This is a genomic window from Streptomyces pseudoechinosporeus (genome assembly GCF_054783935.1).
Genome location: NZ_BAAGPS010000078.1, coordinates 27,617 through 52,872, shown reverse-complemented (window position 1 = coordinate 52,872; position 25,256 = coordinate 27,617). Strand labels below are relative to the sequence as shown.

The 25,256-nt window shown below is 69.6% G+C and carries 32 protein-coding genes; 24 read left to right on the top strand and 8 right to left on the bottom strand.

Features of this window, described 5'->3' with window-relative positions; all coding sequences use genetic code 11:
- Nucleotides 1-133 precede the first annotated feature (133 nt).
- The gene (locus ACYVO6_RS43260; protein WP_461071394.1) at nt 134-367 is read right to left on the bottom strand and encodes a hypothetical protein; all 234 of its coding nucleotides are present in this window, start codon (nt 365-367) and stop codon (nt 134-136) included.
- Nucleotides 368-610: 243 nt separating this feature from the next.
- On the opposite strand from ACYVO6_RS43260, the gene ACYVO6_RS43255 reads away from it, so the two are divergent.
- Nucleotides 611-1,213, top strand: a complete 603-nt coding sequence (locus tag ACYVO6_RS43255) for a GNAT family N-acetyltransferase (RefSeq protein WP_461071392.1) — start codon at nt 611-613, stop codon at nt 1,211-1,213.
- Between the two features lie 24 nt (nt 1,214-1,237).
- Here the strand turns inward: ACYVO6_RS43255 and ACYVO6_RS43250 are convergent, their stop codons facing one another.
- Entirely contained in the window at nt 1,238-1,849 is a 612-nt protein-coding gene (locus ACYVO6_RS43250; protein WP_461071390.1) for a TetR/AcrR family transcriptional regulator, read from the bottom strand.
- Between the two features lie 109 nt (nt 1,850-1,958).
- On the opposite strand from ACYVO6_RS43250, the gene ACYVO6_RS43245 reads away from it, so the two are divergent.
- The 5 genes from ACYVO6_RS43245 (at nt 1,959) to ACYVO6_RS43225 (ending at nt 4,942) form a co-directional block, all read left to right on the top strand.
- Nucleotides 1,959-2,543, top strand: coding sequence for a dihydrofolate reductase family protein (locus ACYVO6_RS43245; protein ID WP_461071388.1), 585 nt, complete (start codon nt 1,959-1,961; stop codon nt 2,541-2,543).
- A 54-nt stretch (nt 2,544-2,597) separates the two neighbouring features.
- Complete coding sequence (locus ACYVO6_RS43240) at nt 2,598-2,825, top strand: hypothetical protein (protein WP_461071386.1); 228 nt, start codon at nt 2,598-2,600, stop codon at nt 2,823-2,825.
- A 117-nt stretch (nt 2,826-2,942) separates the two neighbouring features.
- Nucleotides 2,943-3,356: a YciI family protein gene (locus ACYVO6_RS43235; protein WP_461071384.1), complete on the top strand. Its 414-nt coding sequence runs from the start codon at nt 2,943-2,945 to the stop codon at nt 3,354-3,356.
- 13 nt (nt 3,357-3,369) lie between these two features.
- The gene (locus tag ACYVO6_RS43230) at nt 3,370-4,602 is read left to right on the top strand and encodes an RNA polymerase sigma factor (RefSeq protein WP_461071382.1); all 1,233 of its coding nucleotides are present in this window, start codon (nt 3,370-3,372) and stop codon (nt 4,600-4,602) included.
- A 10-nt stretch (nt 4,603-4,612) separates the two neighbouring features.
- Complete coding sequence (locus ACYVO6_RS43225) at nt 4,613-4,942, top strand: DUF952 domain-containing protein (protein WP_461071380.1); 330 nt, start codon at nt 4,613-4,615, stop codon at nt 4,940-4,942.
- Between the two features lies 1 nt (nt 4,943).
- Here the strand turns inward: ACYVO6_RS43225 and ACYVO6_RS43220 are convergent, their stop codons facing one another.
- The gene (locus ACYVO6_RS43220; protein WP_461071378.1) at nt 4,944-5,693 is read right to left on the bottom strand and encodes a VOC family protein; all 750 of its coding nucleotides are present in this window, start codon (nt 5,691-5,693) and stop codon (nt 4,944-4,946) included.
- Nucleotides 5,694-5,962: 269 nt separating this feature from the next.
- Here ACYVO6_RS43220 and ACYVO6_RS43215 point away from each other — a divergent pair, with 269 nt between their 5' ends.
- The 11 genes from ACYVO6_RS43215 (at nt 5,963) to ACYVO6_RS43165 (ending at nt 13,972) form a co-directional block, all read left to right on the top strand.
- Nucleotides 5,963-6,325 (top strand): gas vesicle protein GvpO, encoded by a 363-nt coding sequence (locus ACYVO6_RS43215; RefSeq protein WP_461071376.1) that lies wholly within the window; start codon nt 5,963-5,965, stop codon nt 6,323-6,325.
- A gap of 137 nt (nt 6,326-6,462) precedes the next feature.
- Complete coding sequence (gvpJ, locus tag ACYVO6_RS43210; RefSeq protein ID WP_461071374.1) at nt 6,463-6,855, top strand: gas vesicle protein GvpJ; 393 nt, start codon at nt 6,463-6,465, stop codon at nt 6,853-6,855.
- Between the two features lie 28 nt (nt 6,856-6,883).
- The gene (locus tag ACYVO6_RS43205) at nt 6,884-7,660 is read left to right on the top strand and encodes a GvpL/GvpF family gas vesicle protein (RefSeq protein ID WP_461071372.1); all 777 of its coding nucleotides are present in this window, start codon (nt 6,884-6,886) and stop codon (nt 7,658-7,660) included.
- Between the two features lie 3 nt (nt 7,661-7,663).
- A complete protein-coding gene (locus tag ACYVO6_RS43200; protein WP_461071370.1) occupies nt 7,664-7,915 on the top strand; it encodes a gas vesicle protein GvpG in 252 nt (83 codons plus the stop codon).
- A gap of 10 nt (nt 7,916-7,925) precedes the next feature.
- On the top strand, nt 7,926-8,366 hold the full coding sequence (locus tag ACYVO6_RS43195; protein ID WP_461071521.1) for a gas vesicle protein: 441 nt from the start codon (nt 7,926-7,928) through the stop codon (nt 8,364-8,366).
- Entirely contained in the window at nt 8,363-9,331 is a 969-nt protein-coding gene (locus ACYVO6_RS43190) for a GvpL/GvpF family gas vesicle protein (protein WP_461071368.1), read from the top strand. Before ACYVO6_RS43195 ends, ACYVO6_RS43190 begins: the two co-directional genes overlap by 4 nt.
- The gene (gene gvpJ / locus ACYVO6_RS43185) at nt 9,328-9,522 is read left to right on the top strand and encodes a gas vesicle protein GvpJ (protein WP_461071366.1); all 195 of its coding nucleotides are present in this window, start codon (nt 9,328-9,330) and stop codon (nt 9,520-9,522) included. The genes ACYVO6_RS43190 and gvpJ (ACYVO6_RS43185) overlap by 4 nt, the downstream gene beginning before the upstream one ends.
- The gene (locus ACYVO6_RS43180) at nt 9,482-9,832 is read left to right on the top strand and encodes a gas vesicle protein K (RefSeq protein WP_461071364.1); all 351 of its coding nucleotides are present in this window, start codon (nt 9,482-9,484) and stop codon (nt 9,830-9,832) included. Before gvpJ (ACYVO6_RS43185) ends, ACYVO6_RS43180 begins: the two co-directional genes overlap by 41 nt.
- Nucleotides 9,833-10,292: 460 nt before the next feature.
- Nucleotides 10,293-12,071, top strand: coding sequence for an aminotransferase class I/II-fold pyridoxal phosphate-dependent enzyme (locus tag ACYVO6_RS43175; RefSeq protein ID WP_461071362.1), 1,779 nt, complete (start codon nt 10,293-10,295; stop codon nt 12,069-12,071).
- A complete protein-coding gene (locus tag ACYVO6_RS43170) occupies nt 12,068-12,871 on the top strand; it encodes a phosphatidate cytidylyltransferase (RefSeq protein WP_461071360.1) in 804 nt (267 codons plus the stop codon). Before ACYVO6_RS43175 ends, ACYVO6_RS43170 begins: the two co-directional genes overlap by 4 nt.
- 255 nt (nt 12,872-13,126) lie before the next feature.
- On the top strand, nt 13,127-13,972 hold the full coding sequence (locus tag ACYVO6_RS43165) for a GNAT family N-acetyltransferase (RefSeq protein WP_461071358.1): 846 nt from the start codon (nt 13,127-13,129) through the stop codon (nt 13,970-13,972).
- Between the two features lie 242 nt (nt 13,973-14,214).
- Here ACYVO6_RS43165 and sodN read toward each other — a convergent pair whose 3' ends face one another.
- Nucleotides 14,215-14,610 (bottom strand): superoxide dismutase, Ni, encoded by a 396-nt coding sequence (gene sodN, locus ACYVO6_RS43160; RefSeq protein WP_461071356.1) that lies wholly within the window; start codon nt 14,608-14,610, stop codon nt 14,215-14,217.
- Between the two features lie 288 nt (nt 14,611-14,898).
- On the opposite strand from sodN, the gene ACYVO6_RS43155 reads away from it, so the two are divergent.
- Nucleotides 14,899-16,560: an IS200/IS605 family accessory protein TnpB-related protein gene (locus ACYVO6_RS43155; RefSeq protein ID WP_461071354.1), complete on the top strand. Its 1,662-nt coding sequence runs from the start codon at nt 14,899-14,901 to the stop codon at nt 16,558-16,560.
- Between the two features lie 50 nt (nt 16,561-16,610).
- Complete coding sequence (gene sodX, locus ACYVO6_RS43150; protein ID WP_461071519.1) at nt 16,611-17,045, top strand: nickel-type superoxide dismutase maturation protease; 435 nt, start codon at nt 16,611-16,613, stop codon at nt 17,043-17,045.
- Here sodX and ACYVO6_RS43145 read toward each other — a convergent pair.
- Complete coding sequence (locus ACYVO6_RS43145; protein ID WP_461071352.1) at nt 16,949-17,578, bottom strand: CGNR zinc finger domain-containing protein; 630 nt, start codon at nt 17,576-17,578, stop codon at nt 16,949-16,951. The genes sodX and ACYVO6_RS43145 overlap by 97 nt on opposite strands.
- A 95-nt stretch (nt 17,579-17,673) precedes the next feature.
- Here ACYVO6_RS43145 and ACYVO6_RS43140 point away from each other — a divergent pair, with 95 nt between their 5' ends.
- Entirely contained in the window at nt 17,674-18,432 is a 759-nt protein-coding gene (locus ACYVO6_RS43140; protein WP_461071350.1) for a class I SAM-dependent methyltransferase, read from the top strand.
- Between the two features lie 58 nt (nt 18,433-18,490).
- Here ACYVO6_RS43140 and ACYVO6_RS43135 read toward each other — a convergent pair whose 3' ends face one another.
- The 3 genes from ACYVO6_RS43135 to ACYVO6_RS43125 are packed head-to-tail and all read right to left on the bottom strand — an operon-like array spanning nt 18,491 to nt 21,190.
- The gene (locus tag ACYVO6_RS43135; protein ID WP_461071348.1) at nt 18,491-19,252 is read right to left on the bottom strand and encodes an amino acid ABC transporter ATP-binding protein; all 762 of its coding nucleotides are present in this window, start codon (nt 19,250-19,252) and stop codon (nt 18,491-18,493) included.
- Nucleotides 19,249-20,193: an amino acid ABC transporter permease gene (locus ACYVO6_RS43130; RefSeq protein WP_461071346.1), complete on the bottom strand. Its 945-nt coding sequence runs from the start codon at nt 20,191-20,193 to the stop codon at nt 19,249-19,251. Before ACYVO6_RS43130 ends, ACYVO6_RS43135 begins: the two co-directional genes overlap by 4 nt.
- 34 nt (nt 20,194-20,227) lie before the next feature.
- Nucleotides 20,228-21,190: an ABC transporter substrate-binding protein gene (locus tag ACYVO6_RS43125; protein WP_461071344.1), complete on the bottom strand. Its 963-nt coding sequence runs from the start codon at nt 21,188-21,190 to the stop codon at nt 20,228-20,230.
- Nucleotides 21,191-21,739: 549 nt separating this feature from the next.
- On the opposite strand from ACYVO6_RS43125, the gene ACYVO6_RS43120 reads away from it, so the two are divergent.
- The 4 genes from ACYVO6_RS43120 to ACYVO6_RS43105 all read left to right on the top strand — a co-directional run bounded on the left by ACYVO6_RS43120 (nt 21,740) and on the right by ACYVO6_RS43105 (nt 25,231).
- Nucleotides 21,740-22,963, top strand: a complete 1,224-nt coding sequence (locus ACYVO6_RS43120; RefSeq protein WP_461071342.1) for an NAD(P)-dependent malic enzyme — start codon at nt 21,740-21,742, stop codon at nt 22,961-22,963.
- A 443-nt stretch (nt 22,964-23,406) separates the two neighbouring features.
- Nucleotides 23,407-24,372, top strand: a complete 966-nt coding sequence (locus ACYVO6_RS43115; RefSeq protein WP_461071340.1) for a zinc-binding dehydrogenase — start codon at nt 23,407-23,409, stop codon at nt 24,370-24,372.
- An 86-nt stretch (nt 24,373-24,458) separates the two neighbouring features.
- Nucleotides 24,459-24,668, top strand: a complete 210-nt coding sequence (locus ACYVO6_RS43110; protein ID WP_010984411.1) for a helix-turn-helix domain-containing protein — start codon at nt 24,459-24,461, stop codon at nt 24,666-24,668.
- A complete protein-coding gene (locus ACYVO6_RS43105) occupies nt 24,668-25,231 on the top strand; it encodes a Clp protease N-terminal domain-containing protein (RefSeq protein ID WP_461071338.1) in 564 nt (187 codons plus the stop codon). Before ACYVO6_RS43110 ends, ACYVO6_RS43105 begins: the two co-directional genes overlap by 1 nt.
- Nucleotides 25,232-25,256 lie beyond the last annotated feature (25 nt).

Below are 25,256 nucleotides of genomic sequence, written 5' to 3'. Positions count from 1 at the left end.
CTTTTACCCGGAACTCCACGGCGGGGACCACTTGTTCGCACAGCGTGCGAGCCGATTCGGTCAGCTTGATCGGTGAGGGATAATCAGCATTCAGTGATCGGCGGTTCTTGGCCGGCGGTACGGGCGGGGCGCGTCAGGAGCGGAGCACCCCGTCGCCGTGCGTCGCGATGTGGCTCTCCAGGGCCTGGAGGGCGCGCTGCGTCGCGTCGGGGGAGCCGGTGCCGTGCCGCTCGGCGTAGTAGGCCGCGCCGAGACTCTTGAGCAGGTCGCTGCCCGCTCGCTGCGCCTGCACCTCGTCGAGCTTGTGCTTGCCCTGTGTGAGGCCGCGCTGTGCTTGTTCCTTGGCGCGGTCCAGGAAGCCTGCCATTGCTGTCTCCTCGTCATTCGTCCGTCGCTGGTCCAACGCCTGGCTCGATCTTGGTGTTCCCGGCCGGAAATGTCCGTGAACCCGGTAGGCGGCGGCCCTGCCCGGCAAGTCCTACGTTGTCCCCCTTTATCGAAGATCCAATCCTGCCCTTTCGGATGACCCCTGCGAGTGAGGGTGTCGATGCGGCTCGCATAAGCTGCAACGGCCAAGTGACGACGGGTAGTTGAGGCGGAGGTATCGGGCATGGGCGTGGCGATTCGCAGAGCCGGGGAAGGCGATCGAGAGGCCGTGACGCGGCTTCTGGACGACGCTTTTCAGAACGACCCGGTGAGCAGTTGGGTCTTTCCCGACGCCGAGGATCGTCGCCGTACGCATCCCCTGTTGATGGGAGCCTTCCTCGGCATCGTGCTCGAAGCGGGCTACGTGGATGTCACCGAGGACGGTTCGGCCTGTGCGCTGTGGCTGCCGGTGCCCGCGGAGGCTCACGAGGAGGAGGACGAGGACGGGGGTGCGAAGGTGCGCGAGGCCGTCGATCCGGACAACGGACGGATCGAGCAGATTGGCCAATTGACGGGCCAGGTGCACCCGACGGGCAGGGCCCACGAGTACCTGTGGATGATCGGTGTGGCTCCGGAGCGGCAGAGCGAGGGCCTCGGTACGGCGCTGATCCAGCACGTACTCGACCGCTGCGACCGCGAGCACCTGCCCGCGTACCTGGAGGCGAGCAGCGCCCGCAGCCGCGCCCTGTACGAACGCCTCGGCTTCACCTTCATGGGCCGCACGCTCGACCTGCCCGACGGTCCGCCCATGTGGCCGATGTGGCGTGATCCGGCCCCGCGCGCCTGACGGGTGCGTCCGGCACGCCCACCCTCAGAGCTGCCCGGACCCGGCGCCGGACTCCGGCACGATCGTCTCCGCAATCCGTTCCACCAGGCCGTCCGGCACGCTCACTCCGGGGAGTACGCCCTCCAGTACCCCCGGCAGGGTCAGGTGCTCCAGGAGTAGGCCGAGCATGGCGAGATACAGCACCGTCACGGTCTCGTCGCCGCCGGGGAGCCCGGCGTCGCGGTGGAACTCCATGGCGTACTCGAGGTCCGCGCGGACCGTCTTCGTGAATGAGGCCCGCACCTCCGGGCGCCGCGTGGCCTCAAGGCGCATCTCCATGAGGGCCAGATAACCCGTACGGTCTCCTTGCGCCCGCGCCATGAGGTCGTGCATGAACGCCGTGACCAAGGAGCGGTCCTTCGGCGCTTTCATCAGCTCGGCCAGGACCTCCGGATCCGGCGCGAGCCGCTCGTGCAGCCGTGCGTCGATCTGGCGCAGCAGGTCGTCGCGGCCGGTGAAGTAGTTCGAGGCGGTGCCCACTGGCACCCCGGCCTCGGCATCCACCGCGCGGAACGTCAGCCCGCGCGCCCCCTCGCGCGCCAGCACCTCCACACCGGCGTCGACCAGGGCGGCTCTGCGCTCCGGGTTCCTGACCATCCGGAAGCCCCTCTCCCACTTGGTCCTCGTACCGGAAACACTGTTGCAACCACTACAAGTGAAGCACTATGAATGGAGTGGTTCACACAGCCTACGGAAAGAGGCCGGCATGCGAAAGCTCAGTTACTTCATCGCCTGCTCGATCGACGGCTTCATCGGCGACCCGAGCGGCGAGGCGGAGTTCTTCACGCGGATCGCCGACGAGGAGTACACGGCGTGGTTCTGGGACGAGTACCCGGAGGCCCTGCCGACCCACGTCCGCCGTGCGCTCGGCATCGACGACCGCGAGAACAAGAAGTTCGACACGGTCATCCAGGGCCGAGCCAGCTACGACCTGGCCCTGGCGATCGATGTCACCAGCCCGTACGCACACATGAGGGAGTACGTCGCCTCGCGCACCCTCAAGGAGTCGCCCGACCCGAACGTCGAGATCATCTCGGAAGACGTGGTCGGGAAGATCCGCGAACTCAAGCAGGAGGACAGCGAGTTCGGCATCTACCTCTGCGGAGGCTCGAAGATCGCGGGCGAGCTGATCGACGAAGTGGACGAGCTCGTCATCAAGACGTATCCGCTGGTCCTGGGCTCCGGCATGCCGATGTTCGGCTCGGGCTTCGCGCTCACCGAGTTCACGCTCGACACGGTGCGCACCTTCAAGAACGGGGTCCTCGTCCGCACGTATCAGCGCAAGCGCTGACCCGGTCACGTCGCTCGTCTGTCGGCCCGGCCCATCCCGCAATACCCTGGAGACATGGCCAGTGATGAGTACGTCTGTCCCGTTTGCGGCCACCCCGTCGAGCAGGTCGTGCGCCGGCACAAGACCCTGGGCGTGTTCGTGCCCCTGTGGCGCCCCGGCCCGTGCAAGAACCCCGAGTGCCAGGCGTACGCGGCGGCAGAGGCGGAAGAGGCCAAGTCGGAGCCCGTCCTCACGACGGAGAGCGGACCGGCGGTCGAGAGGGCCGAGGAGCGGGACTCCTGACGCTCTTCCCGCGAGCCTGAAAAAACTTCCGCGAGCGTGTAGAGAAGCGCGGGCCGGCTCCGACGTCCCCTGTGAGAACCGCCCACCACGGGCGGCCCGAGCCGAAGGAGCGGACTCATGAAGTACCTGGTGATGGTGCAGGGCACGCAGGCGGACTACGAGGCCCAGGCGGGCAAGCCCACCGCCGGTGTCCCGGTCTGGAGCAAGGAAGACATTCAGGCCATGTACGCGCACATGGGGGCGATCAACAACGACCTCGCCGAGACCGGTGAGTTCATCGACGCCCAGGGGCTCGTGGAGCCCGCCAAGACCCGCCTCGTCAGCCGGGGCGCGGATGGCAAGCCCGTGATCACCGACGGGCCGTACGGCGAGACCAAGGAAGTGATCGCCGGTTACTGGCTCCTGGAGTGCGCGAGCCTGGAGCGGGTCACGGAGATCGCCGAGCGCGTCATCTCGTGCCCCGTCCCCGAGGGCGCGAACGAGTACCCCGTCGTCATCCGGCCGGTTGGCGACGGCGGAGGCGATGCGTGACCAGGGGAGACGTGTGAGACGTACGACCGAGACCGAGGACCTGCTGCGCCTGCACGCGCCGCAGGTCCTCGGCGCGCTCGTCCGCCGGTACGGGCACTTCGACGCCGCCGAGGACGCCGTACAGGAGGCGTTGCTGGCCGCGGCCGGGCAGTGGCCCGAGTCGGGGGTGCCGGACAATCCGCGGGGCTGGTTGATCAAGGTCGCCTCGCGGCGGCTCACGGACGCGCTGCGCAGTGATCAGGCGCGGCGGCTGCGTGAGGAGAAGGCGGCGGCGCTCACACCGCGCGACGCCTTCACGGCGCCGCCGCCCGGACCCGACCGCGCGCCCTCCGAGGACGACACGCTCACCCTGCTCTTCCTCTGCTGCCACCCGGATCTGCCACCGCCCGCCCAGATCGCGCTGACGCTCCGGGCCGTCGGCGGTCTGACGACGGCCGAGATCGCCCGTGCGCATCTGGTGCCGGAGGCGACGATGGCGCAGCGGATCAGCCGGGCCAAGCAGCGAGTGAAGGGCACGCGTTTCGGCCGCCCCGAGCACTGGGAGGAGCGGCTGCCCGCCGTCCTCCACACGCTCTACCTGATCTTCAACGAGGGCTACACGGCCACCTCCGGAGCCTCCCTCCAGCGGGCCGAACTCGCGGGGGAGGCCATCCGGCTGGCCCGTACGGTGCACCGCCTGCTGCCCGGCGACTGCGAGGTGACCGGTCTGCTGGCCCTGATGCTCCTCACTGACGCGCGTCGCGCCGCGCGTACCGGCCCGCACGGCGAACTGATCCCGCTTGACGAGCAGGACCGCGAGCTGTGGGACAAGGCGGCGATCGAGGAGGGTGTGGCCCTGGTGACCCGGGCCCTGTCCCAACGCCGCCCGGGGCCCTACCAGTTGAGGGCCGCGATCGCCGCCATCCACGACGAGGCGGACTCGCCCGACGGCACCGACTGGCACGAGATCCTCGGCCTCTACGACGTCCTCGTCCATCTCGTCCCCAGCCCCGTCGAACGCCTCAACCGTGCCGTGGCCCTCGCGATGGTCCACGGACCGAAGGCCGGTCTGGCCGAACTGGACGCGCTCACCCCGGAGTTGGCGACAGGCCACCGCCTCGACGCGGTCCGCGCCCACCTCCTGGAACGCGCCGGCGACCCGGAAGCGGCCCGCGCCGCCTACGAGTCGGCCGCCACCAAGACCCTGAGCCTCCCCGAACAGCGCTACCTCCGGGCCCGCGCGGCCCGCCTCCAGGACATCACTTAGCGTGTCGCCCATGCCCGAACTTCTGCATCTCACCGAACGCTCCCTCTGGGACGCGGCCCGCAAGACCGGCACGTACGAGATGTCGACGCGCGGCCGCACCCTCCAGGAGGAGGGCTTCATCCACTGCTCGACCCGCGCCCAACTCCCGCGCATCGCCGCCTTCTTGTACGGCTCGTACGAGGGTCCGGACGACCTCGTGGTCCTGGTCATCGACTCCGAACGGCTCGGCGTACCGGTGAAGTACGAGGCCCCGGAGCCGGGCGGCGAGGAGTTCCCGCACATCTACGGGCCGATACCGGAGGCCGCGGTGATCGCGGTGGAGGCCTGGGAACGCGCGTGAGCTAGGCGGGCAGGCCTCCGGTCGCGGGATCCCGGCCCGTCAGGCAGTACGTGCCGCCCGCCGGGTCCCGCATCACCGTCCACCGGGCGCCGCGGCTCACAAACGAGGCGCCCAGCTTCTCGTGCCAGGTGCGGGTCGTCTCGATGTCCGAGCAGGACAGGTCGAGGTGGGCGGCGGTGGGGCGGTCCTCGTCGAGGCGCTGGAGGAGGATGCGTACGGGGAGGCCGGCGGGGGACTGGACGATGTGGAACTCCGGGCGCGAGCCCGGGTGCGAGTCCCAGCCGGTGAGCGCGGGCCAGAACGCCACGTCACGGTCGTACGCCGTCGGGGCCAGGTCGACGCACACCTGGTCGAGGCGGCTCGTCGAGCCGTCGGGGCCCTCGGTCACCGGCGGCCGGGCCGACTCGCCGTGCCAGGGCACCACGCAGAACAACTGGCCGCCGGGGGAGCGCAGTACGGCCCAGCCCGGGTTGTCGGAGATCACCTCCGCCCCGAGCCGCAGCGCCGACTCCACCAGCGCTGGAACGTCCTCGGGGCACAGGTCCAGATGGGCGCCTCCGTCACCCGACGCGACGCCCTGTGCCTTCACACAGGCGTCGGCGCCGTCCTCCGGCAGCAGGGTCACGAACTCGGCCCGCTCGCCCCGGGGCGGTGACAGGCGTGTCCTGGTGACCGCCGTCCAGAAGTCGCAGGCCCTGCCGAAGGACTCGGTGGGACGGTCGACGAAGGAGTACGTCCAGCGGATGGTCATCGGGCGATCGTAGGTCAGAGGGCTCGCCCTACCCAGGGTCCAATGACAACGTCCCTGGCCGGAGGGCTGGCTGATCTGCTGCAGTAGTCATGGGGACAGTGCGGGGCGGCGGATTCAGCTGGCTTCAGGGTGGATTCAGGGCGGCCGGTGAAACCGTGGGCCTTCGCGCAGGCCAGTCGGGGTGGCGGCTCCTGGTGGTCAGCCGACCCACACAGGATCTTCGGCAGATCCTCTCCCCACACGGGTGGCGTACTTGGCACGGTAGGGGCATGGCAAGTACCGAATCGGACGACCCCGACGCACCGCAGACCCCCGCCACGACAGGCGCCACGACAGCGGGTTCCGGAGACGACACGGCAGGGAGTTCCGGCCGTGTGACGGCCGCTCAGGCCATGCGCGGCGCGGCGGTTCAGCTCGCCGAGCTGCTCGGCACCGACCCGGATTCCGTCTCCGCCCTCCGGCCGGCGCAGGACGGCTGGACGGCCGACGTGGAGGTCGTGGAGCTGGTACGGGTCCCCGACACCATGACCGTCATGGCCACCTACCGGGTCACGCTGGACGCGCGGGGCCAACTCCTCGGCTACGAACGGGTGCGCCGCTACGCCCGCGGCCAGCTCGACCGGGAGCGTTGAGACCCCGACCGGCTTCTGCTCCAACTTCCGCTTTCCGGCGGCGGTTTTCGGCCTCGCCCGTGAACACGGCCGCTGCGACTCCCGTACGTACCAGTGGAACGGCCCCGTGCGGAGCGCAGCGAAGGGAACCCGAACCCGTGACCGTCATGACCCAAGCAAGCGGAACGCAACCCGTTGCCGCCTCCAGTTCCAGCGGTTCGGGGACCGCCGGGCTCTACGACATTCTCGAACTCATCCTGGACCGCGGGCTCGTCATCGACGTGTTCGTCCGTGTCTCGATCGTCGGCATCGAGCTCATCAAGATCGACATACGCATCGTCATCGCCAGCGTGGACACGTATCTGCGCTTCGCCGAGGCCTGCAACCGACTCGACCTGGAGTCGGGCCGCAAGGCGCCCGCCAGGCTCACCGACATCGTCGGCGACGTGGTCGAGAGCGGAGCCAGGGGCACGACCGGCGGCGCGATCAGCGGCGCGGTCGACGCGATCGGCGACCTCTTCGGCGGCGACGACGAGGAGGAGAAGCGGTGAGCAAGGAAGAGAAGGAAGAGGAAGAGCGGTGAGTGACGCCCCGACGAACCCATCGCCGGCACAAGCAGCCTCGGAGCCGGCGCCGGACTCGCCCCTGTACATCTACGCCATCACCAGCTCCGACCATCCCCTGCGACTTGACGGCTTACGGACCGTCGGCGGCATCGGCGGTTCCCTGAGCGCGGTGGTCCGCGGCGGGCTCGCCGCCGTCGTCAGCCCCGCACCCCCCGAGCTGCGCCCCAAGCGCCGTGACCTCACCGCCCACCAGGAGCTGCAGGAGCGGCTGATGGCGGACGGGGCGGTCCTGCCCATGCGGTTCGGGATGCTCGCCCCCGACAGTGCGACCGTCAGAAGGGCCCTGGAGGAGAAGAGCGAGGAGTACAGCCGCAGGCTCACCGAACTGCACGGCACCACCGAGTTCAACCTCAAGGCCGCACGCGCCCAGGACGACCTGTTGCGCGAAGTGCTGAGCGAGTCCGAAGAGGCCCGCCGGCTCAACCAGCTCACCCGGGACGGCAACGGCACCTACGAGGATCGCGTAGCCCTCGGCGAGCTGCTGGCCCGGCAGGTCGACGCCCGGCAGCGGCTGCTGGCCGAACAGGTCGTCCAGCAGCTGTCCGGGCTGGCCCGCGCCAGGGTCGAGGGCGCCCCGGCAAAGGACGACTTCCTGAACGTCTCGTTCCTCGTCGCACGCACCCACGCCCACGAGTTCACCGAAGCGGGACAGCGGCTGGCGCGCGACTTCGGCGACGGTTACGACTTCCGGCTGCGCGGCCCGTTACCCCCGTACAGCTTCGCGGCCTGACCCATGGGCCTGCTGACCGGCATCCTCAGCCTCCCGCTCGCGCCCCTGCGCACCACCATCTGGGTCGCCGAGCAGGTACGGGACGCCGCCGAAGCGGAGTACTACGACCCGGCCCCCGTCCAACAGGCCCTCACCGAACTGGAACGCGCCCTGCTGGACGGACGGATCGACGAGGACGAGTACGACCGCCGCGAGGACGAACTGCTGGACCGACTCGACGAGATCACCGCTTGGAGACGAGCCGCCCGACCATGAGGCGATGACCATGACGCAACCGGTAGCAGGCGCACTCGGCGGATCGCCCCGCCTTCCGTCCCCCTACGACCAGGGGCCCGGCGGCCAGGGCGCCAACCTCGCCGACATCCTCGAACGGGTCCTCGACAAGGGCGTGGTCATCGCGGGCGACATCCGGATCAACCTGCTCGACATCGAACTGCTCACCATCAAGTTGCGGCTCATCGTCGCCTCCGTCGACAAGGCGAAGGAGATGGGCATCGACTGGTGGGAACACGACCCGTCCCTCTCCTCGCGGGCCAGGTCCGCGGACCGGTCCCGCGAGGAGCAGCCGCCGGACGGGGCGCTCGCGGAGCAGCCGGACCGGGGGTCCCTCGCTGAAGATCCCGTCCGCTCCCTCGCCGAGGAGAACGAACGCCTGCGCGCGGAGATCGCCGCGCTGCGATCCGCCGACAGGAGTCCTGCCCCATGACCGACACCGATATCAAGACCGCCATCGACACCGACATCGACATCGACGCCGAGATCAACAACGACGCCAAGTCCGACATCGGCACCGAGATGAGCAACGACGTCAAGACCGACGTCGACAAGGCCGCCAAGACCGACATCGTCTACGCCTACGCCGTGCTGCGCCGCACCCCGGAGGCCGCCCGTGCGGTCGCGGACCTGCGCGGGGTCGCCGGTGAGCCGATACGCCTGCTGGAGTTCGGGGACGACGCACCGGATGGCACCCCGGATACGGACGACGCACCGGACCGCCGCCCCCCGGCGCTCGCCGCGGCCGTCGGCCCCGTCCCTGCCGCGGACTTCGACGAAGCGTCCCTCAAGGCCGGACTGGAGGACCTGGGCTGGCTGGAAGCCACGGCCCGGGCCCACCACGCCGTGGTCGCCGCGCTCACCGGGCGCGGCATCGCCGTGCTGCCGCTGCGCCTGGTCACCGTCTACCGCGACGAGGACCGCGTACGGCAGACTCTGGAGGCGCGCCGCGACGACTTCCTGCCCCTGCTGGACCGCGTCACGGGCCACGTGGAACTGGGCGTCAAGATCTACGCGGCTCCCGACACCGAGTCACCCGACCCCGAGCCGGCCAAGGGCCTGGGCGTCGGCCGCGCCTATCTGGCCGGACGCCGCCGCCGTAGGCGCTCGACGGAGGACGCCTGGGAGGCGGCCATCGACACGGCCGCCCGCCTCACGGAACTCGCCGGCACCCTCGCCGTCGACCGCGTGGCCTTCCGGCCGCAACGCGGCGAGCTCGCCGGCCAGGTCCCCGGCCCCAACGTCAGCAACGACGCCTACCTCGTTCCCGAAGACCACGTCGAGGACTTCCGCGCCCGCGTCCTGGCAGCGGCCGAGGGCCTCCCCGGCGTCCATGTGGAAGTGACAGGGCCCTGGGCCCCGTACTCCTTCTCCCTCCCCGCGGAGCCCGTCTCGTGACCGCAGCCCCTGTCGCCGACCGTCCGGTCGCCCTGATCGACCTCCTCGACCGCCTCCTCCAGGGCGGTGTCGTCATCACCGGCGACCTCGTCCTGTCCATCGCCGACGTCGATCTCGTACGCATCGACCTGCGCGCCGTCATCGCTCCCGTTGCCGCCGCAGCCGTCGACGCCGCCACCCAGCCGTTGTGAGGCCGCCATGCCCCCGCCGCCCCCACCTTCCGGAGCCCACCGCCTGTCCACCGACCCGGGCACCGTCGAACGCGACCTGGTCAAACTCGTCCTGACCGTCGTCGAACTCCTCCGCCAGCTCATGGAACGCCAAGCCCTCCACCGAGTCGACAACAACGACCTCACGGAGGACCAGGAAGAACGCATCGGCCTGACTCTGATGCTTCTCCACGACCGCATGCAGGACCTCTGCGCCCGCTACGACCTCCGCCTGGAGGACCTCAACCTGGACCTGGGGCCCCTGGGAACTCTGCTGCCACCGGCCGACTGAAGGCCACAGCAGATTCCCGGACGGCTCGCGGGACCCGACCGGAGACCGCAGCCTGGAAACCGTGGACGCCGTACCGGTGACCGGGATCCTCGGCCGGCCCGTGGGGTGGCGGACGGTACCCGGATGCCGGGCTGTGTGCTCGGGAGTCGGCTGATGGACGGGACAGCTCTGCGCGCGCGCCTGCTGGGCGGCATGGATCTGCGCAACGGAGAACGGCGGCTGGGGCCGCTGGACTCCGCTCGTGCGGAGTCGCTGCTTGCCTACCTGCTGCTGCACTGGGACGCACCGCAGCCGATCACGCCCCCCAAATCGCCTGCCACTGACCTCCGTGGACGGAGCACGCGGGGGGCGACTGCGCCTGAGTACGCGTACTCAGACCGACTGTGTCGCTTGGCGCTGTCGCGGCCGGTCTGCGTTCCCCACGATGGGACGGCCCCACCCCGCGTCGAAAGAGGTGCTCATGGGACGTGACCTGCAGCTGCGCGCTGCCACTCCGGAGGATCTGGAGTGGATCCACGAACTGCGCCACCGGGTCTACGCACGGGAGCTGGGCCAGCATGTGCCGGATCCGTCCGGCCGGCTTCGCGACGGGCTGGACGGCCACAACGTCTACCTGGTCGCGGCGCGAGGCGCGGACCGGATCGGTTTTGTCAGCCTGACTCCGCCCTGGTTGGGGCGGTACGCGCTGGACAAGTACCTGACCCGCGACGAACTGCCGCTGCTGACCGAGGACGATCTCTTCGAGGTACGCATCCTCACCGTTGAGCCGCGCTGGCGGGCCACCGCCGCGGCACCGCTGCTGATGTACGCGGCGCTGCGCTGGATCGCCGCCCGGGGCGGTCGCCGGGTGGTGGCGATGGGGCGTACCGAGCTGCTCACCATGTACCTGGCCGCCGGCCTGCGCCCGGTCGGCCGTACCGTCCACAGCGGTGCGTTGACGTTCGAGGTGCTGACCGGCAGCGTGACCGAGCTGACGAAGGTCACGATGGACCGTTACGGCACCATGTTGGAGCGTCTGCGGTCAGAAGTGGACTGGCGGCTGGACATGCCGTTCGCACCCCGGCCGGACGGCTGCGAACACGGCGGCGCATCGTTCACCGCCATTGGCACGGACTTCCGCAGCCTGCACCGGCGCCATCAGGTCGTCGCGGCCGACGTACTGGACGCCTGGTTCCCGCCGGCCCCCGGCGTGCGGGCGGCGCTCGCGGAAGATCCAGCCTGGGCCGCCCGGACCTCGCCGCCGACCGGCGCCGAGGGCCTGCTGGCGGAAATCGCCGCGGCCCGGGCGCTGCCGGCTCAGACGCTCGCGGTCGGCGCCGGTTCATCCGACTTGATTTTCCGGGCGTTCAGCCAATGGCTGACCCCGCAGAGCAGGGTGCTTCTGATGGACCCGGGCTACGGCGAGTACGCCCACGTCACGGAGCGGGTGATCGGATGCCGGGTGGACCGGTTCCGGTTGCGCCGCGAAGACGGCTGGCGGATCGATCCGGCCCGGCTGTCCGCTGCCGTCGCCTCCAGCCGCTACGACCTCGTGGTGGTGGTCAACCCGAACAACCCGACCGGACGCCACGCACCGGCCGCGGAGCTGCGCTCGGTGATCGCCGCCGCGCCGGCCCGGACCCGCTGGTGGATCGACGAGGCGTACCTGGGCTATGTCGACCTGACCGAGTCGCTCGCCGGCCTCGCCGCGACGGACCCGCGGGTAGTGGTCTGCAGCTCACTGTCCAAGATGTATGCGCTGTCCGGTATGCGCGCCGCGTACCTGGTGGCCGAGCCGGCCACTGCAGCGCAGCTACGCCTGCGAACACCGCCCTGGCCGGTCAGCCTCCCGGCGCAGCTGGCCGCCGTGGCAGCCCTGCGCGACCCGGCGTACTACAGCGACCGCTGGCTTCGGACCCACGCGCTGCGCCGGCAGCTGGCCGCCGACCTGGCCGGGCTGGATGAGGCCGTGGTGGTCGAGGAGGGTGTGGCGAACTTCCTCACCGTGACCCTGCCGTCCGGCGGGCCGAGTGCCGCACAGGTGGTGAACGAATGCCGCCGCCGCGACGTCTACCTGCGCGACCTGTCGCCGTTGTCGTCGGCGTACCAGGGACGCACGGTGCGCCTCGCGGTCAAGGACACTGCCGAGAACGCGCGCATTGTGGGCGGCTTTCAGGTCGCCCTGGATGTACTGCGGCCTGGTTCGTCCTCGCTCGTTTCGATGTCTGCGGGTGTTCCCGCCGCCGGATCCGCCCGGTGATCACTGTGGCCTCGCTGGCGCCCTACCTCGGTGGAGCGCTGGCGCTGGGCGGCCTCGCGGTGGCGGCGTCCCGGCGCCGCGAGCTGCTGATCCGGTGGTGCGCCTGGGCGGTCGGAGTGCCACTGGTCACCGGTGCGTTCTGGTGGGGCAGCCCGGGCGCCGCGGCCATCGCCATCGCCGTCGGGGTGATTGCGGTGATGGAGTTCGGCGGGCTGATGCAGCTGGGCTGGGCAGACCGGGCGGTACTGGCCGCGGCGGTGGCAGGCGTGGTGCTGGCCGCCTGGCTGGCGCCCGGACAGGAGCTCCGGGCGGTTGCGATCGGGGCGCTCGCGGTGGCCGCGGTGCCGCTCCTGTCTGGCGACGCCGACCATGGCATGCACCGGCTCTGCGCCGGTCTGCTCGGGCTGGTCTGGCTGAGTGTGCTGGCCGCGCTGGTGCCGCTCGGGGCGAGCGCGCTCGCGCTGTTCGTGGCGGTCTCGGTCGCCGACATCGTGGCGTACTTCGCCGGTCAACGGCTGGGCGGGCCGCGGCTGTCGCCGCTGTCACCGGCCAAGCGGTGGAGCGGGACCCTGGCCGGGGCCGTGGCCGGCCTCGGCGTGCTCGTCGTGCTGTCCGCGCTGACCTGGCCGATGGCGGTCGCGGTGGCGGTCGGCGGCCCGGCCGGCGACCTTCTCGAATCCATGATCAAAAGAGGTGCCCAGGCAAAGGACGCCGGCCGTTGGCTACCCGGCTCCGGCGGCCTGCTGGACCGGATCGACTCGCTGCTCATCGCGCTGGCCGTCCTGCTTGTCCTGCGCTGACCCCACCGGCCCTGGCCGGGCAGCGGACACGGTGACGAAGACTTGCGCCGATGCGAACCTCTGTAAGGAAGGCCGCGCTCACACCGACGAAGGATCGGCTGCTGTGGGCGATCAGATCTGCACTGGTGGCCGGGGGTTGCGTCTGTGTGAGGCAGCAACACATGGCGGCTGGACTGTCTTCCTCCGCGGCGTTAACGGCAGCCGGCCGCAAATCTCGGATGCGGTGCGGCACCGTCCCGTGGTGGGATGCGCCGCATGAGCGACTCGCTGCGTGCCCGCATCGAGCAGTACTACGCCACCGTGCCGTTGCTGTTCGCTGACGCCGAAGAGTTCGGTTCCTTACGGCTGTTCGTGCGAAGGAAGCCAGGTGCCCCGTACTACGGCGGCCCCGGCCATGCCCAACCCACCGCGGAGGGGGCCTTGTCCGTTACCGCTGCGGACATCGCCCGGGTACGGGCCCGGCAGCGCGAACTCGGCGTGCCAGAGGCTTTCGAGTGGCTGGCCGAGGCGGCGCCGACGCTGCGTTCCTCTATCGAGGCCGTCGGCCTGCCCGTGGCGGAACGCCCGCTGATGGCTCTGGATGCACACCACCGGATCAGCCCGCAACCGTTGCCCGAGGGCGTGACGCTACGTGCGCTGAAAGGCGACGACCCTGCGTTGCCCGCAGCCCTCGCCCTGCCCCGCCTGGCCTTCGCGGAGGAAGGCAACGCGCTGGGCTCTGCGGGCCGTAAGGAGCTGTCGGCGGTGACCGAGGAGCTGACCGAGGACGGCACCGTGGCAACGACCCGCCCCACAATCCGCGCCGGGCACAAAACGCTCATCGCCGCCCTCGCCTCGGATGGGACTCCGCTGGCCGTCGGCCACTACCACCCGGCGAACGGCACCACCGAGATCGGTGGCATCGGCACCCTTCCCATCGCCCGCCGCCAGGGCCTGGCCGCCGCCGTCACGGCGGCCCTGGTCACCCACGCACGCGACCAGGGAGTGAACACCGTCTTCCTCGCCTATGCGGAGGACGCCGTCGCTCGCATCTACTCACGCCTGGGCTTCCGCCCCGCTGGCAGCACCCTTCTGATCGCCAACCAACCCGCACGATCGTAGGCTCGCAAGCTGGAAAGAGACGGCCTCGTTGGGGGCACCCGGCTGTCAGCCCGGCCCGCAGTCCCCAGCGGACCGTCGCGTACAAGTCCACCCAGGACGTCGGCGCCATCGACATACCTGGCCAGACAAAGAAGACCGCACCCGATCCATCAAGGCCGCCGTTCTGGGCGCCCCGAGGACCGGGTGCGGAAAGGGAGACGCTGCAACCAACGTAATCGCAGGTCAGAGGGCATGATCGAAGATCAGGCCTTCTTGGTCTCCCAGAAGATCTTGTCGACCTGGGCGATGTAGTCGAGCGCCTTCTGGCCGGTCGCCGGGTCCGTGGAGGCCTTGGCGGCGGAGAGGGACTTCAGGGTGTCGTTGATCAGCTGGTGGAGCTCCGGGTACTTCTCGAAGTGCGGCGGCTTGAAGTAGTCGCTCCACAGCACCGAGACGTGGTGCTTGGCGAGCTCGGCGCGCTGCTCCTTGATGGTCGTGGCCCGGGCCTGGAAGTGAGGGTCGTCGTTGCCGGCCATCTTTTCCTGGATGGCCTTCACCGACTCCGCCTCGATGCGGGCCTGGGCCGGGTCGTACACACCGCAGGGCAGGTCGCAGTGTGCGCTGACCTTGACCTTGGGGGCAAACAGGCGGGAGAGCATTGAGCTGTCCTTCCTCGTGATCGTCTTCTCAGGTGGGACATTACTCCGTGCTGGACGGGATTTCGCGAGTGCCCCCATGGGCTTAGGACAAAAGTCCCGGGTTGGGAACTGCTGCCGATGTACTAAGCAGCAGTGGCTTCCGGTGACTGTGAGTGAGCGCCGGGGCTGGACGCGTGTTCGCTGTGCGCCCGGGAGGGGAACTGGAGTTCTTGGGTCGAATGGGTGACCTTTGGGGGCGGGGCTCGTTGACTGCCGTGACGGGATCTTCGGCCGGGCGGGGGTGAATGGGTGGGCGGGCTGCGGGAATTGGCAGCGTCGTACGTGGTGTCCGGTCCCGCCGGGGTGGCCATCCGGGACCGGCTGCGGGTGTCCGAGGCGGATGCGGCTGTGCTGCTTGAGGTCGGGATGTTCCTGGGTTCGCTGGCCGCGGGTGATCTGGCGGAGCGGTCCCGGCAGGGTGTGGCGCACGACGCGGCCTCGTGGGCGGTGCGCAAGCGGGAGCTGACGGGGAAGTCGTCGGCGCGCTGGGCGGGCAGTATCACCAAGGCCACGCATGATCAGTGGGCGCTGGCGAGGCGCGGGCAGGCCGCTCACCTCGACTGGCTGCGCGCTCAAGTCGCAGCGATCGAGGCGCGGCTGGCCCGCCCGCTGGGCGCCAAGGCGGACAAGCGGCAAGGGCTGCCGCGCGGCTGTGCCTCGCGAGGTGAGTGGCACGCCAAGGCACGCCGCCTGCAGGCCTTGAAGGCGCGGCTGGAGGCGGTCGAAGCGGACTGGTCGGCGGGCCGGGTGCGCGTGGTGCGCGGCGGCAAGCGCCTCGCCAACACCCGCCACAACCTGGAGGCGGCCGGGCTGAGCGAGCAGCAGTGGCGACAGCGGTGGCAGGCGGCGCGGATGTTCCTGGCTGCGGACGGGGAGTCCGGCAAACCGTTCGGCAACGAGACTCTCCGCGTCACCGACACCGGCCAGATCTCCCTCAAGCTCCCGGCGCCGCTTGCCCACCGGGCCAACGCACCGCACGGCCGGTACGTGCTGGACGCCACCGTACGCTTCCAGCACCGGGGCCAGGAGTGGCGCGACCGGATCACCGCGAACCGGGCGGTGGCCTACCGCATCCACCACGATGTGGCGCGCGGCCGCTGGTATGTGACCGCGTCCTGGCAGCGCGCCGCCACCCCCGTCCTCCCGCTTCAGGCGGCCCTGGCTCGCGGGGTGGTCGGGGTGGACATGAACGACGACCACGTGGCCGCCTGGCAGCTCGACGTGCACGGCAACCCGGTCGGCGAACCGCAGCGCTACTTCTACGACCTGAGCGGCAGTGCCGATCATCGCGATGCGCAGATCCGGCACGCGCTGAGCCGACTGCTGCACTACACCGAACGTTGCGGGGCCGCCGCGATAGCCCTCGAGGACCTCGACTTCGCGGCGGAGAAGGGCCGGGAGAAGCACGGCCGCAGCAAACGCTTCCGCCGCCTGATCTCCCGCTTCCCCACCGCCCGCCTCAAGGCCCGGCTGGTGGCGATGGCCGCCGAGCAGGACATCGCCGTCGTCGCGGTCGACCCGGCCTACACCAGCCGGTGGGGTGCCCAGCACTGGCAGAAGCCCCTGACCACCCCACAACGTGAGATGTCCCGGCACGATGCGGCGAGCATCGCGGTCGGGCGACGCGCCCTCGGGCACCCGGTCCGGCTGGGGGCACCTCCCAGCGGTAGCTGGGGGAGGACGGCACCGCCCCCGCAGCACCGGAGTGATGCTGCGGGGCATCGGACCGTCCAGGCCGGACCGGAGACCCGAAGGCGTGAGGAACCCCGCCCCCACCTGCCCGGACCGCGCACCGGATGCGCGCCGCCCGGTGGTGGAGCGAAAGCGGGCGACCAGCGTGCCCAACACCGTTCGGGGCACGCGACTGAGCACGGGTTCTGGCACCAGGACTCACTACCGCTCGGTCTTTAGGAACGGTCAGACTGAGACTGGTGGAGGATCGGACCGGGGAGGTGCCGGGGATGCCGGAGCTGTCGCAGGAGACCGAGCGCGGGAGGGCTGTCTTGCCTTTCGGGGTGGCCGAAGTGACCGGGCCGTCCATGGTGCCCACGCTGTATCACGGGGATCTGCTCGTGGTGCAGTACGGGGCGCGGATCAGGCCCGGTGACGTGGTCGTTCTGCGTCATCCGTTCCAGCAGGACCTGCTGGTCGTCAAGCGTGCCGTGGAGCGGCGCGAGGGCGGCTGGTGGGTGCTCGGGGACAACGCGTACGCGGGCGGAGACAGCACGGACTACGGGACCGTGCCCGAGGAATTCGTCCTCGGGAAGGCGTGGTTCCGGTACCGGCCCCTGAAGGAGGGTCAGCGTTCGCCGCTCGCGGTCGCGCGCTGGGCGCTCTCGGCCGCGCGGCCGGTGTTCCCCGACCGGTCGGCCTCCAGACGCTTGCGGGCGCGGTAGGCGGCGACGTTTGCGCGGGTCGCGCAGCGGTCCGAGCAGTAGCGGCGGGAACGGTTCGTCGAGGTGTCGAGGTAGGCGTTGCGGCACGGCGCGGCCTCGCACAGGCCGAGGCGGTCCACGCCGTACTCGGTGAGGTGGAAGGCCAGGCCCATCGCGGCGATCGCGGCATAGCCGGCGGTCGCGTTCGAGGGGTGGTCCGCCAGGTGCATGTGCCACAGGGGGCGGCCGTCGTCGTCCCGGAAGTCGTGCCCGGAGATCTGCGGGCTGACGGGGAATTCGAGGAGGAGCGAGTTCAGCAGGTCCACGGCGAGTGTTTCGTCGCCGCCGTCCGCCGCCTCGAAGACCGCCCGCAGCCGCGCCCGTACGCCCCTGAAGCGGGTGACGTCCGCGTCCGTGGCCCGGCGGGCCGCCGAGGCGTTGCCCCCGAAGAGGTCGCGGACGGCCTCGACCGAGGTGAGTGAGTCCTTGCCCCGGGCCGGTTCCTCGCTGTTGACGAGACGTACGGCGTAGTCCGAGTAATAGGCCAGTTCCACTTGTAGTCCTTACGAGGGCGCTCTATGGTCGTGGTGCGAGCGCGTAATGGCTGACTGTGATTCCAGGGTATTACTCCTGGAGGGGAGGGGCTTCCATGACCACCGTGACCGGAGCCGACTGGCCTGCATGGCAGGAGAGCTGGGATGCGCAGCAGGAGTGGTACCTCCCGGATCGTGAGGAACGCTTCCGGGTCATGCTTGACATGGTCGAGGCCCTGGTGGGCCCCGCACCGCGCGTACTCGACCTCGCGTGCGGTACGGGAAGTATCACGGCCCGGCTCTTCAAAAGGTTCCCGGAGGCCGTCAGTACCGGGGTCGACCTCGACCCCGCGCTCCTGGCCATCGCCGAGGGCACCTTCGCGGCCGACGACCGCGTCACGTTCGTCACGGCCGACCTGAAGGACCCCGACTGGACGACAAAGCTGCCGTACGACTCGTACGATGCCGTCCTCACCGCGACCGCCCTCCACTGGCTGCACCTCGAACCCCTCGCGGCCCTCTACGGTCAGATCGCGGAACTGGTCCGCGACGGCGGTGTGTTCATGAACGCGGACCATATGATCGACGAGTCGACGCCGAGGATCAACGCCGCGGAGAGCGCACAGCGGCAGGAGCGCATGAACCGGGCCAAGGAGGCCGACGTACTCGGCTGGACCGAGTGGTGGCAGCTCGCCGCCCAGGACCCGGTACTCGCCGAGCCGACCGCCCGCCGTTTCGAGATCTACGGGGAGCACGCCGACGGCGACACCCCGTCCGCCGAGTGGCACGCGCGCGTGCTGCGCGAAAAGGGCTTCGCCGAGGCCCGGGCCGTGTGGCGGTCACCGTCGGACGCGCTGGTCCTCGCGCTCAAGTGACGAGGGCATGAGGAAGGGGCGGTACGGACATCCGTATCGCCCCTTCTCGTACGTACTGTCAGAGCACCTTGGACAGGAACGACTTCGTCCGCTCGTGCTGCGGATCCGTCAGTACGTCGCGGGGGTGGCCCGACTCGACCACCACGCCGCCGTCCATGAACACCAGACTGTCGCCGACCTCGCGGGCGAAGCCCATCTCGTGGGTGACGACGATCATCGTCATGCCGGACTCGGCGAGGTCGCGCATGACGTCGAGGACGTCGCCGACCAGCTCCGGGTCGAGGGCCGAGGTCGGCTCGTCGAAGAGCATCAGCTTCGGCTCCATGGCCAGCGCACGGGCGATCGCCACGCGCTGCTGCTGGCCGCCGGAGAGCTGCGAGGGGTAGCTGCCCGCCTTGTCGGCGAGGCCGACGCGTTCGAGCAACTGGCCCGCGCGCTCCCGCGCCTGGGCCTTACTGGTGCCCTTGACCTGGACCGGGGCTTCCATGATGTTCTCGAGCGCCGTCATGTGCGGGAACAGGTTGAAGCGCTGGAAGACCATGCCGATGTCCCGGCGCTTCAGGGCGACCTCGCTGTCCCTGAGCTCGTACAGCTTGTCGCCCTTCTGGCGGTAGCCGACCAGCTCTCCGTCGACGTACAGACGGCCGGCGTTGATCTTCTCGAGGTGGTTGATGCACCTGAGGAAGGTCGACTTGCCGGAGCCGGAGGGGCCGATGAGGCAGAAGACCTCGCCGGACTGCACTTCCAGGTCGATGCCCTTGAGGACCTCGACGAGCCCGAAGGACTTGTGGACGCCCTCGGCCTTCACCATGGCGGTCATGCGGCACCTCCCGCCGACGGACGGTTCGACAGGGACAGCACGTTCGCCTTGATCTTCTGGAACGGCGTGTCCGGGAGTGTGCGGCTGGAACCGCGGGCGTAGTACCGCTCCAGGTAGTACTGGCCGACGCTGAAGACCGAGGTCAGCACCAGGTACCAGGCCGCGGCGAGGAACAGCATCTCGGCCGGGGCACCGGAGGTCTGGCCGATGTCCTGGGCGACGCGGAGCAGCTCCGAGTACTGGACCACGGACACCAGCGAGGTCGTCTTCAGCATGTTGATGACCTCGTTGCCCGTGGGCGGCACGATCACGCGCATCGCCTGCGGGACGACGATCCGGCGCAGCGTCTTGCCGTGGCTCATGCCCAGCGCGTGCGAGGCCTCGGTCTGGCCCTCGTCGACCGAGAGCAGACCGGCGCGGCAGATCTCCGCCATGTACGCGGCCTCGTTGAGGCCGAGGCCCAGCAGCGCTGTCAGGAACGGGGTCATGAACTGCGACCACTCGTCCTTGTAGAACGGCCCGAGGTTGATGTACTCGAAGACCAGGCCCAGGTTGAACCAGACGATCAGCTGGACCAGGACCGGGGTGCCGCGGAAGAACCAGATGTAGAACCACGCGATGGACGAGGTGACCGGGTTCTTCGACAGGCGCATCACCGCCAGCAGGATGCCGCCGACGACGCCGATGAGCATGCACAGCACCGTGAGCAGAAGCGTCTTGCCCACGCCGCTGAGGATGCGGTCGTTGAAGAAGTAGTCCGGGATCGCGTCCCAGTTGATCCTGCCCTGGGAGAACGCGTAGATGACCCCGCCCAGCAGGGCGAGGGCGATGACGGCGGAGACGTACCGTCCGTAGTGACGGACCGGGATGGCCTTGATGGCCTCCGGGCCGGCCGGCGGGGTGTCCGCCGGCCCGTCCGTCTTGTCGATGTCAACAGTCACGGGTGTTGCCTTTCAGTGCCCGCCGACCGCGCGGTCACTTGCCGCCGTTGATGGTGGCTTCCTTGACTGCGCCGTCCTCGACGCCCCACTTCTTGATGATCTTGTCGTACTCGCCGTTCGCGATGAGCGCGTCGAGCGCGGCCTTCAGCGCGTCCCGGAGCTGGGTCTGGTCCTTGGCGACCGCGATACCGTACGGCGCCGCCTCGACCTGCTCGCCGACCAGCTGGAAGTCATTGCCGCCACCGGAGGTCTTCACGGCGTACGCGGCGACCGGGAAGTCGGAGGAGCCGGCGTCCGCGCCGCCCGCGCGCAGGCGGGTCTGGGCCTGCTGGTCGTTGTCGAAGGCCTCGATGGTGATCGTCTGGCCGCCGGTGCACTTCTTCGCCTCGGCCTTGGCGAGGTCCTCGGAGACCGTGCCGCGCTGCAGCACGATCTTCTTGCCGCACAGGTCGGACCAGGTCTTGATGCCCTGGTCGTCGCCCTTCTTGGTGTAGATCGAGACACCGGCGGTGAAGTAGTCCACGAAGTCGACGCCCTCACCGACCTTCTTGCCGGTGTCGGAGTCGATGCCCTCCTGGCGGTCCTTGGTGTCGGTCATCGCGGACATGGCGATGTCGTACCGGTCGGAGCGCAGACCGGTGATCAGCGTGTCGAAGGTGCCGTTCTCGAACTCGAACTTCACGCCGAGCTGCTTGCCCATCGCGGCCGCGAGGTCGGGGTCGATGCCGACCGTCTTGCCGGAGCTGTCCTTGAACTCGACCGGCGCGTACGCGATGTCGGAACCGACCTTGACGACGCCTGCGTCACGGATCTCCTTCGGCAGCTTGTCGGCCAGCGGGGCCGCACTCGCCGAGGGGGTGTCGGTGCTTTCCGAGCTGCCGCTCTCGGTCTGGTCACCGCAGCCCGTGAGCAGCAGGGCGCCGGCGACCGCGATCGCACCGACCGCGGCTATACGGGAGTGCGCGGCGGTCGTACGACGGGTGGAGCTTGCGGTCATGGTGATTCCTCCGGCGGAAGGGTGGAGTGCCGATGGGTCGAGAGAACACACACCTTTGGGTGTCGCGACCTCGTGTGATGACGGCAATCTTGCCATTCGGACGGATGCCCCCAGGGTGCCCGCCATGTCAAAATCGGATAACGGGTGACCCCCGAACCGTGCCGGACCGGCCCAACTTGACCGGATCATGTACGGATTTTTCTCCTTCCGGCCGGAAGATCTTCGGTGCTTCGCGCGATGCGAACGACCGCATCTCCGCACTTGCGGCGCCCTTCTGACCTGTCAAGATATGTCCAGGCATTCGGGTACAAATCATGTCAGCGTCATGTGACCTTCGTGTTATGGACTCGTCGGCGATACCGTCCGTCCGGTAAGAAGGTTCCTTACACCCCTCATCCGGGGCTCAGGGCGCGTGTGCGGCGCGCCCGTCGCGTATGTGCCCGTACGTACCCGTACGTGGCCGTCACATCAGGGGCATACGCGGTGCCTGCCCACCCCTCACCCGGAGTGGACACCCTCAACCGTTCAAGACTTAAGGGGTAAAACAAAGTGGCAGCGGAGATCGTCAATCCTCGCAGCGACAGCAGTACGGATCAGGAGGCCGGGGCCGAGCCCCTCGATTCCTTCGATCCGGCGTTCGCGCTGCACCGCGGCGGCAAGATGGCCGTGCAGGCAACCGTGCCGGTCCGCGACAAGGACGACCTGTCCCTGGCGTACACACCCGGCGTCGCGAAGGTGTGCAGCGCCATCGCCGAGCAGCCGGAGCTCGTCCACGACTACACGTGGAAGTCGTCCGTGGTGGCCGTGGTGACGGACGGTACGGCGGTGCTCGGGCTCGGGGACATCGGCCCTGAGGCCTCCCTCCCCGTGATGGAGGGCAAGGCGATCCTGTTCAAGCAGTTCGGTGGGGTCGACGCCGTGCCGATCGCTCTGGGCACGACGGACACCGACGAGATCGTCGAGACCGTGGTGCGGCTCGCGCCGTCCTTCGGCGGGGTCAACCTCGAGGACATCTCGGCGCCTCGGTGCTTCGAGATCGAGCGGCGGCTGCAGGAACGGCTCGATATCCCGGTCTTCCACGACGACCAGCACGGGACCGCTGTCGTCACGCTGGCCGCCCTTCGGAACGCGGCTCGGCTGACGGGGCGGTCGCTGGGCGATCTGCGTGCGGTGATCTCGGGTGCGGGGGCGGCCGGCGTTGCCATCGCCAAGTTCCTGCTCGAGGCGGGGATCGGGGATGTCGCTGTCGCGGACCGCAAGGGTGTCGTGTCCGAGGACCGGGACGATCTGACTCCGGTTAAGCGGGAGCTCGCCGTGCTGACCAACAAGGCGGGGTTGTCCGGGTCGTTGGAGGCCGCGCTCGCCGGTGCCGACGTGTTCATCGGGGTGTCCGGCGGTACGGTTCCGGAGTCGGCCGTCGCTTCCATGGCCGAGGGGGCGTTCGTGTTCGCCATGGCCAACCCGAACCCCGAGGTGCATCCTGACGTCGCGCACAAGTACGCGGCCGTTGTGGCGACCGGGCGGTCCGACTACCCCAACCAGATCAACAACGTGCTGGCGTTCCCCGGGATCTTCGCGGGGGCGCTTCAGGTGCGGGCCTCTCGGATCACTGAGGGGATGAAGATCGCTGCGGCCGAGGCGTTGGCTGCGGTCGTCGGGGACGACCTTGCCGCGGATTACGTGATTCCGTCGCCGTTCGATGAGCGGGTTGCTCCGGCGGTTACGGCGGCGGTGGCTGCGGCGGCTCGGGCGGAGGGTGTCGCTAGGCGCTGACCTCCGGCAGGGGGGTTCGTTTTCGGCTGCGGGTGCGTTGTGGCTGGTCGCGCCGTTCCCCGCGGGTGCCTCCGGCGGTTGGGCGGGTGCGGGTTGTTTGTGGTTGCTCGCGCCGTTCCCCGCGCCCCTGGGTGGGTGGTGGGTCGGGGCCGTGGGCCGGTGCGTCAGCCCGTCGCAGGCCGGGCATACGGCCCTTTGCTGGTACACGGCGAAGGTGGCCTGAGACAGAACCTACGCGACGGGCATACGACGCACCGGCCCACGGCCCCTCCCGCCGGCGGGAAGCTGCGGGTTCGTTGTGGCTTTGGCTGAGTGGAGCCGCAGGCTTTCTAGGGGCGCGGGGAACTGCGCGACCAGCCATAGCGGGCCCGCACCCGCCCATGAACCGAACCCACCACCCCCATAGGCGCCCTGCTCGACCGTCGACGGCTAGGGTCAGGGACATGTTCGCTGCATATGCTGCACGTATTGATCGGGATCAGCCGTTGAACGGGCTGGAGTTGGGGGAGCGGCCCGCTCCCGAGGCTCGGGACGGCTGGACGACCGTGGACGTCAGGGCCGCCTCCCTGAACCACCATGACCTGTGGTCGCTGCGGGGCGTGGGCCTCGCGGAGGACCGGTTGCCGATGATTCTGGGGTGCGACGCCGCGGGTGTCGACGAGGACGGCAATGAGGTCGTGCTGCACTCCGTGATCGGGCAGACGGGGCATGGGGTCGGGCCGAAGGAGCCGCGTTCCATCCTCACGGAGCGGTATCAGGGGACGTTCGCCGAGCAGGTCTCCGTGCCTGCATGGAATGTACTGCCGAAGCCCAAGGAGCTCTCCTTCGAGGAGGCCGCCTGTCTGCCCACCGCCTGGCTGACGGCGTACCGCATGCTCTTCACCAACGCCGGCGTACGCCCTGGCGACTCGGTTCTCGTACAGGGTGCCGGAGGCGGTGTGGCCACCGCCGCGATCGTGCTGGGGAAGGCGGCGGGGCTACGGGTCTTCGCCACCAGCCGTGACGAGGCGAAGCGCAAGCGGGCCGTGGACCTGGGCGCTGTGGAGGCCGTGGAGTCGGGTGCCCGGCTGCCGGAGCGCGTGGACGCGGTCATCGAGACCGTCGGTGCCGCCACCTGGTCCCACTCCGTCAAGTCCCTCAAGCCCGGCGGCACCCTCGTCATCTCGGGCGCCACAAGCGGCGACCGTCCCTCGCACGCCGAACTGACCCGCATCTTCTTCCTCGAACTCAAGGTCGTCGGCTCCACGATGGGCACGAAGGACGAGCTTGAGGACCTGTTGTCCTTCTGTGCCGCCACCGGTGTGCGTCCTGTCGTCGATGAAGTCCTGCCGTTGGATCGTGCCCGCGAGGGCTTCGAGCGGATGGAGTCGGGCGAGCAGTTCGGGAAGATCGTCCTCACTGCCTCCTGAGGTGTTTGCCTCACGCCTGTCTCTTGCACACCCCGCGATGTCAACTTGGGTTGACATCGCGGGGTGTGTCAACGTACGTTGACGTCATGACCGAAGCAACAGATCTCGCCGAGCGCGCGGGCGACCGCGATCCGCGGATCGGGCTGCGGGCCGTCTCCGCCTTGCGGCGGCTGCTGGAGCAGCTCGAAGCGGTGCAGGTGCGCAGTGCGCGCAATCAGGGTTGGTCGTGGCAGGAGATCGCCGCGGAACTGGGAGTCAGTAGGCAGGCCGTCCACAAGAAGTACGGGAGGCAGTGATGTTCGAACGGTTCACCAAGGACGCCCGCGCGGTGGTGCTGGGCGCGGTCGACCACGCCGAGCGGATGGGCGCGGAGACGGTTGAGGAGGGGCACCTGCTGCTTTCCTTGCTCGACCGTGAGGGCAGTCGTGGGTCGTTCGCTCTCGCCTCTCTGGGGCTCGACCGTCAGAAGGAGTCGGTGAAGGAAGCTCTGGCCGAGGTGCGGCGCCGCGGGGGTCTGTCGCGCGCCGACGCCGACGCGCTGTCCGGTCTTGGCATCGATGTCGCGGAGATCGTCTCCCGGGTTGAGGAGGCCCATGGCGTGGGCGCACTGGGCGGCGACAAGAAGGACAAGCGGTGGTGGTCAGGCCACCGCACTTTCACCCGCGGCGCCAAGGACACCCTGGAGAAGTCCCTGCGCATCGCCGTGGGCCGACGCGACCGGCACATCGGCGACGAACACATCCTCCTCGCCCTCACCGCCCTCCCCGGAGTCGCTGCCGAGGCCCTTGCCGACCACGGCGTGACGTACGAGACCGTGACGCGCGTGCTCTACGGCGGCGGCGAGGCGAAGGCCGGCTGAGGCGAAGGGCCAACTGGGGTGCGGC

Coding starts and splice junctions, on each gene's coding strand:
- ACYVO6_RS43260 (WP_461071394.1), bottom strand. CDS start 367: ATGGCAGGCTTCCTGGACCGCGCCAAGGAACAAGCACAGCGCGGCCTC.
- ACYVO6_RS43255 (WP_461071392.1), top strand. CDS start 611: ATGGGCGTGGCGATTCGCAGAGCCGGGGAAGGCGATCGAGAGGCCGTG.
- ACYVO6_RS43250 (WP_461071390.1), bottom strand. CDS start 1,849: ATGGTCAGGAACCCGGAGCGCAGAGCCGCCCTGGTCGACGCCGGTGTG.
- ACYVO6_RS43245 (WP_461071388.1), top strand. CDS start 1,959: ATGCGAAAGCTCAGTTACTTCATCGCCTGCTCGATCGACGGCTTCATC.
- ACYVO6_RS43240 (WP_461071386.1), top strand. CDS start 2,598: ATGGCCAGTGATGAGTACGTCTGTCCCGTTTGCGGCCACCCCGTCGAG.
- ACYVO6_RS43235 (WP_461071384.1), top strand. CDS start 2,943: ATGAAGTACCTGGTGATGGTGCAGGGCACGCAGGCGGACTACGAGGCC.
- ACYVO6_RS43225 (WP_461071380.1), top strand. CDS start 4,613: ATGCCCGAACTTCTGCATCTCACCGAACGCTCCCTCTGGGACGCGGCC.
- ACYVO6_RS43220 (WP_461071378.1), bottom strand. CDS start 5,693: ATGACCATCCGCTGGACGTACTCCTTCGTCGACCGTCCCACCGAGTCC.
- ACYVO6_RS43215 (WP_461071376.1), top strand. CDS start 5,963: ATGGCAAGTACCGAATCGGACGACCCCGACGCACCGCAGACCCCCGCC.
- ACYVO6_RS43200 (WP_461071370.1), top strand. CDS start 7,664: ATGGGCCTGCTGACCGGCATCCTCAGCCTCCCGCTCGCGCCCCTGCGC.
- ACYVO6_RS43195 (WP_461071521.1), top strand. CDS start 7,926: ATGACGCAACCGGTAGCAGGCGCACTCGGCGGATCGCCCCGCCTTCCG.
- ACYVO6_RS43190 (WP_461071368.1), top strand. CDS start 8,363: ATGACCGACACCGATATCAAGACCGCCATCGACACCGACATCGACATC.
- ACYVO6_RS43175 (WP_461071362.1), top strand. CDS start 10,293: ATGGGACGTGACCTGCAGCTGCGCGCTGCCACTCCGGAGGATCTGGAG.
- ACYVO6_RS43165 (WP_461071358.1), top strand. CDS start 13,127: ATGAGCGACTCGCTGCGTGCCCGCATCGAGCAGTACTACGCCACCGTG.
- sodN (WP_461071356.1), bottom strand. CDS start 14,610: ATGCTCTCCCGCCTGTTTGCCCCCAAGGTCAAGGTCAGCGCACACTGC.
- sodX (WP_461071519.1), top strand. CDS start 16,611: ATGCCGGAGCTGTCGCAGGAGACCGAGCGCGGGAGGGCTGTCTTGCCT.
- ACYVO6_RS43140 (WP_461071350.1), top strand. CDS start 17,674: ATGACCACCGTGACCGGAGCCGACTGGCCTGCATGGCAGGAGAGCTGG.
- ACYVO6_RS43135 (WP_461071348.1), bottom strand. CDS start 19,252: ATGACCGCCATGGTGAAGGCCGAGGGCGTCCACAAGTCCTTCGGGCTC.
- ACYVO6_RS43125 (WP_461071344.1), bottom strand. CDS start 21,190: ATGACCGCAAGCTCCACCCGTCGTACGACCGCCGCGCACTCCCGTATA.
- ACYVO6_RS43115 (WP_461071340.1), top strand. CDS start 23,407: ATGTTCGCTGCATATGCTGCACGTATTGATCGGGATCAGCCGTTGAAC.
- ACYVO6_RS43110 (WP_010984411.1), top strand. CDS start 24,459: ATGACCGAAGCAACAGATCTCGCCGAGCGCGCGGGCGACCGCGATCCG.
- ACYVO6_RS43105 (WP_461071338.1), top strand. CDS start 24,668: ATGTTCGAACGGTTCACCAAGGACGCCCGCGCGGTGGTGCTGGGCGCG.